Genomic DNA, 8206 nt, shown 5'->3' on the forward strand with positions numbered 1-8206 from the left:
ACTGGCGCAAGTCCTCCGGCACCATGCGGTCGAAGCCGGCGCGGATGGCCAAGTCGGCGCTGGCCCGCGCCTTGGCGTCGGTGGCGTACACGCGCGGCGTGCCGCGGAAGGCGTTGCGCGGGAACTGGTCCAGCAGCAGCACCAGCGCGAGCGCCCCGTCGGCGCTGGCCAGCCAGGAATCCAGCGCGCCGGCCGCGGCGGCCTCGTGGGTGGCGAGAAAGCGGGCGTGGAAGTCCGCATCGAAGTCCGGGTCGCGCTTGAACCAGCGCCGGGGCCCGGCGTCCTGCCAGAAGCGCAGGACCTGCTCCGGCGTGGCTGCGATGTCGGTCATGCGGCGAGTATGCCGGCAAAGAAAAGCGGGGCCATGCCCCGCCGCCCGGAAGATGCGCGAAGGCTCAAGGCTCCTCGTCCTCGTCCTGGGTGCTGCGCTGCTGCCTTTGCTGTTGCTGCTGCTGGCGCTGGCGCTCCTGCTGCGAGCCCTGCTGGCCTTGCTGACCCTGCGAGGCCTGGCCGCGTTCCTGCTGGCGCTGCTGGTCCTGCGAGCGCTGGCCCTGCTGCCCCTGCTGACCCTGCGACGCCTGCCCGCGCTCCTGCTGCTGCCCCGGCTGGCGCTGCTGCTGGCTGCCCTGGCCCATGCCGCCCTGGCTCGAACCGCCCTGTGCCTGGCCCCGACCCTGCTGGTCCTGCTGCTGGCGGTTCTGGTTCTGGTTCTGGTCTTGCCCTTGTGCCATGAAGTGCTCCTTGGATGATCGGGAGCGCACCGTCAGCGGTGGCCCCCGAAACCAATGTAGGAACGACCAAGCGTTGCGCACGTCGGACGCCGGCGCGCGCCATGTAGGAAGCAGCCTGCGCAGCGATGCGCAGCGCGGCCATCCCGGTCCTACAGGACGGCGCTCGTGCCGCTTGCAGCCAGGGCGGCGCGTGCCTCCCAGAATGGCCGCATGAGCACGCAAACCAGCATCGGCTCCGGTGAAGACCGGGGCGGCAATGAAGACCACGGGAATGCCGACGGCTGCGGCAACAAGACGTTGGGCGACAAGGCGGGCCAGCAGCCGCCCGCCGGGGCCAGCGTCGTCGACGAAGCGGGCGCCCAGGTGCCCGCCGGCGTGCCCGGCGCGCGACCCCGGCCCGGCGTGAAGAAGGGGCCCGAGTCCTATCCGGACGGGCCCAACGTCGAGGCGAGCCCCTGGGAACTGGACGCCGCGCGCGGCAAGCTGCCCAAGGACCGCTGAGGGTTCCTTCCAGTTCCGATGCGGCGGCGTCCTACACGCGTCGGGGCGCCGCGCTGACCATCATGCGCCTTCCACGAACACAACGAAAGGAAGGCATGATGAGCACGCGTACCGGTTTCCTGCGCATCGCGGCTGCGGCCGCCCTCGTGGGTTTCGGCCTGGCCGGCTGCGGAATGATGCAGTCCATGGGCTCCAACACCGAGACCTTCACGGCCACCATGTCGGGCGCCCAGGAGAGCCCGCCGGTCAGCACGGGCGGCAGCGGCAATGCCGAAGTGGTGTACCACCGCGACACGGGGGCGCTCGACTACAGCGTTTCCTATGGCGGCCTGAGCGGCCCGGCCACCGCCGCGCACATCCACGGCCCTGCGGCCCCGGGCGCGAACGCAGGCGTCGTCGTGCCCTTCACCAACGTGGGCAGCTCGCCGATCCGCGGCCAGGTGAAGATCACCCCGCAGCAGTACGAGCAGCTGGCTGCGGGCCAGTGGTACGCCAACGTGCACACGGCCGCCCACCCGGCCGGCGAGATCCGCGGCCAGCTGCGGCGCCGCTGAAGCGCGCGTGGCCGACGCGCTGCCGCTGCCGGAGCACGTCCCGGTGCTGGTCGCCGGCGGCGGCCCGGTCGGCCTGACCCTCTCCGCGCTGCTGGCGCGCCACGGCGTCGCCAGCCTCGTGGCCGAGGCGGACGAGGGCTGCTGCAGCGGCAGCCGCGCGATCTGCATCTCGCGCCGTTCGCAGGAGATCCTCGCCGCGGCCGGCGCGGGCGCGGCGCTGGCCGCCAAGGCGTTGCCCTGGACCGGCGGGCGCAGCTTCTGGCGCGACCGCGAAGTGCTGCACTTCGAGATGCCCAGCGAGCCGCTGCAGCGCTTCGCGCCGATGGTCAACATCCAGCAGTACCACGTCGAATCCTTCCTGGCGCAGTCGCTGCAGCGCGTGCCGGAGCTCGCGCGCGTGGCCTGGTCCACCCGCGTGCTGCAGGTGCGGCCGCTCGAGGACGGCGTCGAGGCCGAAGTCGAAGGGCCGGCGGGCCGCCAGCGCGTGCGCTGCGACTGGCTCGCGGCCTGCGACGGCGGCCGCAGCACGGTGCGCGAGCAGCTCGGGCTGCAGTTCGAGGGCACGCAGTACGAGGGCCGCTACGTCATCGTCGACATCGTGCAGAAGACGCGCCGCCCGGTGGAGCGCCTGGCCTGGTTCGATCCGCCCTCGAATCCGGGCTCCACGCTGCTGATGCACCGCCAGCCGGACGAGGTCTGGCGCATCGACTACCAGCTGCGCGACGACGAGGACGGGGAGGAGGCCCTGAAGCCGGAGAACATCCTGCCGCGCGTGGACAGCCACCTGCGCATGATCGGCGAGACCGAGCCCTGGAAGCTGCTCTGGGCCTCCATGTACAACGCCAAGTGCCTCACGCTGCCGGCCTACCGGCACGGCCGCGTGCTGTTCGCCGGCGATGCGGCGCACCTGGTGCCGATCTTCGGCGTGCGCGGGCTCAACTCCGGGCTGGAGGACGCGGCCAACCTCGCCTGGAAGCTCGCGCTGGTGCTGGAGGGCGGCGCCGCGCCGGAGCTGCTGGACTCGTATTCGGTCGAGCGCGTCCACGCGGCGCGCGAGAACATCGCCTACGGCGCCAAGAGCACGGAATTCATGGCGCCGCCCGACTTCGCCTTCCGCCTGCTGCGCGAAGCGACGCTGCGGATCGCACTCGACGAGCCCGCCGTGCGCTCGCTGATCAACCCGCGCCAGACCGCACCGATCGCCTACACGGGTTCGCCGCTGAACGGGCCGGAAGAGGGCACCTGGACCAGCGCGCTGGCGGCGCCGGGCCAGCCCGCGCCCGAGGCGCTGCTGCGCGGCGCGAGCGGCGAATTCCACCTGACGCAGGGCTTCGGCACCGACTTCACCTGCCTGGTGTTCGGCGACGGAACGCTGCCGCGCGCGCTCACCGAACTGGCCGCGCATGGCGTGGCCGTGCTGGAGATCGCACCGGAGGCCGACGCGCATGGCCAGGCCCGGCTGCGCTACGGACTGCCGGGCGGCCTCAGTCCCACCGGCCTGGTGCTGGTGCGACCCGACGGCTACGTGATGGGACGCTGGCGCGGCCTCGATCCCGCGCCCGTGCTGGCCTGCCTGCAAGCGAAGGGACTGCAGCCATGAACGATGCGGAGCTCGATCGCAGCTACACGGCGCTGTGCGAGGCCCTCGGCGAGGTGGGGCCGCAGCGCAGCGAACTGCTGCTGGCGATGGTGGCGCTGGGCCTGATCGCCCGCAGCGAGCGCGCCGAGGACGTGCTGTCGCTGGTGGCGCGCGCCCGCGAGCGCCTGCTGCAGGAAGGTCGCCCCGGCTGAGCCAGCGCAATATCCCCGCGTTCGCCTGGAGGAGGGCGCGCACCTACAATCTTCGGTCCCCCGGATTCCCCCTGCATGAACGCACCCCTCGACGTCTCCTACTTCGCGCGCGCCGCCAAGCCGCTCACCAGCTACCGCAAGTACTGGGCGCATCGCTTCGGTCCCGCCCCCTTCCTGCCGATGAGCCGGAAGGAGATGGAGGCGCTCGGCTGGGACAGCTGCGACATCGTGCTCGTCACGGGCGACGCCTACATCGACCACCCGAGCTTCGGCATGGCCGTGATCGGCCGCGTGCTGGAGGCGCAGGGCTTCCGCGTCGGCATCATCGCCCAGCCGGACTGGCACAGTGCCGAGCCGTTCAAGGCGCTCGGCAAGCCCAACCTGTTCTGGGCCGTGACGGCCGGGAACATGGACTCGATGATCAACCGCTACACGGCGGACCGGAAGCTGCGCAGCGACGACGCGTACACGCCCGGCGACGTGGGCGGCAAGCGGCCGGACCGCGCGGCGATCGTGTACAGCCAGCGCTGCCGCGAGGCGTTCAAGGAAGTGCCGATCATCCTCGGCGGCATCGAAGGCAGCCTGCGCCGCATCGCGCACTACGACTACTGGTCGGAGAAGGTGCGCCACAGCATCGTGCTGGACTCCAAGTGCGACCTGCTGCTGTACGGCAACGCCGACCGCGCCGTGGTGGAGATCGCCCACCGCCTGGCCGCCCGCGAGCCGGTGGAGGACATCACCGACGTGCGCGGCACCGCCTTCGTGCGCCGCGCCACGCCCGAAGGCTGGCTGGAAATCGATTCGACCAGCGTCGACACCCCCGGCCGCGTCGAGGAGCACGTCAGCCCCTACATGACCATCGCCGACCAGGCAAAGGCGAAGGGCGAATCCTGCTCGAGAGACGGAGCGGAATCTCTCCCTCTCCCGCTTGCGGGAGAGGGCAGGGGTGAGGGCACTGCGGCAACCGAACAGCCACTGCAATTCCTCCCCAACCCCCGCATCAAACTGAACCGCGACCGCACCGTGATCCGCCTGCCCTCCTACGAGGCCGTCAAGTCGGACCCGGTGCTCTACGCCCACGCCAACCGCGTGCTGCACCTGGAGACCAACCCCGGCAACGCCCGCGCGCTGGTGCAGGCGCACGGCGAGCGCGACGTCTGGCTCAACCCGCCGCCGATCCCGCTCACCACCGCGGAGATGGACCACGTGTTCGGCCTGCCTTACGCGCGCGCACCGCACCCGGTGTACGGCAAGGCGAAGATCCCGGCCTGGGAGATGATCCGCTTCAGCGTGAACATCATGCGCGGCTGCTTCGGCGGCTGCACCTTCTGCTCCATCACCGAGCACGAGGGCCGCATCATCCAGAGCCGCAGCGAGGAATCGATCCTGCACGAGGTGGGGGAGATTCGCGACAAGGTGGAAGGCTTCACCGGCGTGATCTCCGACCTCGGCGGCCCGACGGCCAACATGTACCGCATCGGCTGCCGGTCGCCCGAGATCGAAGCGGCCTGCCGCAAGCCGAGCTGCGTCTATCCGGGCATCTGCCAGAACCTGCGCACCGACCACGGCCCGCTGGTGCAGATCTACCGCAAGGCGCGCGCGCTCAAGGGCATCAAGAAGATCCTGATCGGCTCCGGCGTGCGCTACGACCTCGCCGTGCAGTCACCCGAGTACGTGAAGGAGCTGGTGCAGCACCACGTGGGCGGCTACCTGAAGATCGCGCCCGAGCACACCGAGCAGGGCCCCTTGTCGAAGATGATGAAGCCGGGCATCGGCAACTACGACAAGTTCAAGGCGATGTTCGAGAAGTACTCGGCGGAGGCGGGCAAGGAGCAGTACCTGATCCCGTACTTCATCGCCGCCCACCCGGGCACGAGCGACGAGGACATGATGAACCTGGCGCTGTGGCTCAAGCGCAATGGCTTCCGCGCCGACCAGGTGCAGGCCTTCTACCCGAGCCCGATGGCCACGGCCACCGCCATGTACCACTCGGGCAAGAACACGCTGCGCAAGGTCACGCGCACCAGCGAGACGGTGGACATCGTGCGCGGCGAGCGGCGCCGCCGCCTGCACAAGGCCTTCCTGCGCTACCACGACCCGAACAACTGGCCGCTGCTGCGCGAGGCGCTCAAGGCCATGGGCCGCGCCGACCTGATCGGCAACGGCAAGCACCACCTGGTGCCCACCTGGCAGCCGGCCACCGACGGCAGCTATGCGAGCCCGCGGCGCAAGAACTCCACGTCGGCCGGGCCGGGCAAGGGGCGCATCCTCACGCAGCACACCGGATTGCCGCCGCGGGTCACCGGCGCTGCGCGGAAGGCGAAGTAGCGACGGTCAACCTGCCATCGTGTGGATCGGCAGGTCCTTCTGCGTCGCCAGCGAATCCAGCTCCGCCCGCGTCCGCGAGGCGAAGAAAGCGGCGAGTGCGTCGTGCGTTGCCGGCGCGAACATCGCCTTCATGTCGCTGCCTTGCACCCCCGCTGCTTCGCAGAGGCGCGCCGCGAAATGCGGCTCCAGCGCCGCCACGGCGACGCGGCCGTCCCGGCACGGATAGACGCGATAGCCGGCGTGCGCGCCGCCGACTGCTCCGCTCGGTTGGGTGAGGCCCCAGCGGCGCGGCAGCCCGAGGTAGGCCGCGGCGTCGGACAGCGCCACTTCCAGGTACAGGCCTTCGGGATGCGGGGCGCCCAGCCGGTGCAGCGCCGCCTGCAGCACCGCCTCGCTCGCCATCAGCGAGCCGCCCATGTCCGCATAGAGCGTCGCGGGGAGTTCCAGCCCCGGCACCAGCCCGTTCTGGGCGAGATAGGTCAGGTCGTGGCCCGGCTCCTCCGCGCGGTCACCGGGGCCGCCGACGATCGCCACCTGGCTCAACGCCGGATGGCGCGCGTGCAGTTCCGGCCACGCCAGCCCCAGCTTGGCCAGCGCGGAAGGGCGGAAGGACGTGAGCAGGACATCGGTGCGCTCCAGCTCCCGGTGCAGCAGCTGCTGTCCCTCCTCGGTCTTCAGGTCCGCCTGCAGCACCTGCACGCCCTCGTGCAGTTCCACATAGGCGCCGGGGTTGTAGCGGCCCATGGGGTCGCCCGCGGGCGGTTCCAGCTTGGTGCAGGTGGCACCGAAGCGGCGGCAGCGCATGAGGGCGGCGGGGCCGGGCAGGTTGAGCGCGAGGCTCAGGATGCGCAGGCCTTGGAGCGGGGCGAAGCGGGGCATGCCGCAAGGCTAGCAGAGCAGGAGTGGGGTACATCCTGATGCAGGTGCGCAACACAACGGCTACCCTCCCGGGGCGCCGGCAGGAGCCGGCCGGAAAACACAAGGAGATGACAAGATGCAGTTGAAGCGCTCCCTCATCGGCCTGCTGGGCGTCGCCGCAGCAGCGTTCGCCCATGCGCAGGCGAACTGGCCCACCAAGCCGATCACGCTGGTGGTGCCCTTCGCCGCCGGCGGCCCGACGGACGTGGTCGCGCGCACGCTGGGCGCGTCGATGTCGAAGTCGCTGGGCCAGACGGTGGTGATCGAGAACAAGCTGGGCGCCGGCGGCACCGTGGCGGCCAACTACGTGGCCAAGGCGGCCCCGGACGGCTACACCTTCTTCATCCACCACAACGGCATGGCCACCGCGCCGGCGCTGTACCGCAAGCTGGCCTTCGATCCGCTGAAGGACTTCGAATTCGTCAGCCAGGCCGTCGAAGTGCCCATGACCATGCTGGCGCGCAAGGACTTCCCGGCCAACAACCTGCAGGAGATGGTGGCCTACATCAAGGCCAACCAGTCCAAGATCAACCTGGCCAACGCGGGCCTGGGTGCCGTGTCGCAGCTGTGCGGCATGATGTTCCAGCGTGCCATCGGCGTGCAGCTGACCGAGGTGCCGTTCCAGGGCACGGCGCCGGCGATGAACGCGCTGCTGGGCGGCCAGGTCGACGTGATGTGCGACCAGACCACGCAGACGGTGCCGCAGATCAAGGCCGGCAACGTCAAGCTCTATGGCGTGACGACCAAGAACCGCGTCAAGGTGCTGCCGAATGCGCCCACGCTGGCGGAGCAGGGCCTGAAGGACTTCGAGGTCGTGGTCTGGCACGGCATCTATGCGCCCAAGGGCACGCCCAAGCCGATCCTCGAGCGCATGAACACCGCCGTGCGCACCGCGCTGAAGGATCCCGACGTGATCAAGCGCATGGACGACCTCGGCGCCGAGATCGTGCCCGACGCCACCAACACGCCCGACGCGCTGCACAAGTGGCTGCAGTCGGAAATCAACAAGTGGGGCCCGGTGATCAAGGCCGGCGGCAAGTTCGCCGACTGAGCGTCCTCCCGTCACCCCCGCGCAGGCGGGGGCCCGGAAAAGAAAATCGGCTGCGGCCGATTTTCTTTTTGGCGGAGCATCAGAGCGGCAATCCGACGTAGTTCTCCGCCAGCGCCGTCGAGGCCGCCTTCGAGTTCACCAGGTAATCGAGTTCCGCCTCCTGCAGCTTCTGCGCGATCGGGCCTTCGTCCGGGAACTTGTGCATCAGCGAGGTGAACCACCAGGAGAAGCGCTCGGCCTTCCACACGCGGCGCAGCGCGCGCTCGGAGTAATGGTCGATGCCGGCGTCGCTGCGCTCGCGGTAGTGCTCGACCAGGCCGTCGGCGAGGTAC

The 8206-nt window shown here is 70.3% G+C and carries 9 protein-coding genes and 1 pseudogene; 6 read left to right on the top strand and 4 right to left on the bottom strand.

Going from position 1 to position 8206, the window contains the following annotated elements; genetic code table 11:
* Both VFM98_RS03795 and VFM98_RS03800 read right to left on the bottom strand, forming a co-directional pair.
* On the bottom strand, positions 1 to 331 hold a 331-nt coding region (locus VFM98_RS03795; protein ID WP_325108572.1), incomplete at its 3' end, for a DUF924 family protein.
* Between the two features lie 64 nt (positions 332 to 395).
* Positions 396 to 731, bottom strand: a complete 336-nt coding sequence (locus tag VFM98_RS03800; RefSeq protein WP_325108573.1) for a hypothetical protein — start codon at positions 729 to 731, stop codon at positions 396 to 398.
* Between the two features lie 210 nt (positions 732 to 941).
* Between VFM98_RS03800 and VFM98_RS03805 the strand changes: the two genes are divergently transcribed.
* From VFM98_RS03805 to VFM98_RS03825, 5 genes are all read left to right on the top strand, one after another.
* Entirely contained in the window at positions 942 to 1232 is a 291-nt protein-coding gene (locus VFM98_RS03805) for a hypothetical protein (RefSeq protein WP_325108574.1), read from the top strand.
* Between the two features lie 98 nt (positions 1233 to 1330).
* The gene (locus VFM98_RS03810; protein WP_325108575.1) at positions 1331 to 1786 is read left to right on the top strand and encodes a CHRD domain-containing protein; all 456 of its coding nucleotides are present in this window, start codon (positions 1331 to 1333) and stop codon (positions 1784 to 1786) included.
* Between the two features lie 7 nt (positions 1787 to 1793).
* On the top strand, positions 1794 to 3386 hold the full coding sequence (locus VFM98_RS03815; RefSeq protein ID WP_325108576.1) for an FAD-dependent monooxygenase: 1593 nt from the start codon (positions 1794 to 1796) through the stop codon (positions 3384 to 3386).
* Positions 3383 to 3577: a hypothetical protein gene (locus VFM98_RS03820; RefSeq protein WP_325108577.1), complete on the top strand. Its 195-nt coding sequence runs from the start codon at positions 3383 to 3385 to the stop codon at positions 3575 to 3577. Before VFM98_RS03815 ends, VFM98_RS03820 begins: the two co-directional genes overlap by 4 nt.
* A gap of 75 nt (positions 3578 to 3652) precedes the next feature.
* Positions 3653 to 5905 (top strand): YgiQ family radical SAM protein, encoded by a 2253-nt coding sequence (locus VFM98_RS03825; protein ID WP_325108578.1) that lies wholly within the window; start codon positions 3653 to 3655, stop codon positions 5903 to 5905.
* Positions 5906 to 5911: 6 nt separating this feature from the next.
* On the opposite strand, the gene VFM98_RS03830 is transcribed toward VFM98_RS03825, so the two are convergent.
* Complete coding sequence (locus VFM98_RS03830; RefSeq protein ID WP_325108579.1) at positions 5912 to 6784, bottom strand: CoA transferase; 873 nt, start codon at positions 6782 to 6784, stop codon at positions 5912 to 5914.
* Positions 6785 to 6899: 115 nt separating this feature from the next.
* On the opposite strand from VFM98_RS03830, the gene VFM98_RS03835 reads away from it, so the two are divergent.
* Positions 6900 to 7874 (top strand): tripartite tricarboxylate transporter substrate binding protein BugD, encoded by a 975-nt coding sequence (locus VFM98_RS03835; protein WP_325108580.1) that lies wholly within the window; start codon positions 6900 to 6902, stop codon positions 7872 to 7874.
* Positions 7875 to 7953: 79 nt separating this feature from the next.
* Here VFM98_RS03835 and VFM98_RS03840 read toward each other — a convergent pair.
* Positions 7954 to 8206, bottom strand: a pseudogene (locus VFM98_RS03840) (4-hydroxybenzoate 3-monooxygenase); the annotation flags it as partial.

Origin of the sequence: Ramlibacter sp., from assembly GCF_035706265.1 — a bacterium.
Classification (GTDB): Bacteria; Pseudomonadota; Gammaproteobacteria; order Burkholderiales; family Burkholderiaceae_C; genus Ramlibacter.

What these genes read in the sequence shown, in the direction of transcription:
- VFM98_RS03800 (WP_325108573.1), bottom strand. Translation starts at nt 731, where the DNA reads ATGGCACAAGGGCAAGACCAGAACCAGAACCAGAACCGCCAGCAGCAG.
- VFM98_RS03805 (WP_325108574.1), top strand. Translation starts at nt 942, where the DNA reads ATGAGCACGCAAACCAGCATCGGCTCCGGTGAAGACCGGGGCGGCAAT.
- VFM98_RS03810 (WP_325108575.1), top strand. Translation starts at nt 1,331, where the DNA reads ATGAGCACGCGTACCGGTTTCCTGCGCATCGCGGCTGCGGCCGCCCTC.
- VFM98_RS03820 (WP_325108577.1), top strand. Translation starts at nt 3,383, where the DNA reads ATGAACGATGCGGAGCTCGATCGCAGCTACACGGCGCTGTGCGAGGCC.
- VFM98_RS03825 (WP_325108578.1), top strand. Translation starts at nt 3,653, where the DNA reads ATGAACGCACCCCTCGACGTCTCCTACTTCGCGCGCGCCGCCAAGCCG.
- VFM98_RS03830 (WP_325108579.1), bottom strand. Translation starts at nt 6,784, where the DNA reads ATGCCCCGCTTCGCCCCGCTCCAAGGCCTGCGCATCCTGAGCCTCGCG.
- VFM98_RS03835 (WP_325108580.1), top strand. Translation starts at nt 6,900, where the DNA reads ATGCAGTTGAAGCGCTCCCTCATCGGCCTGCTGGGCGTCGCCGCAGCA.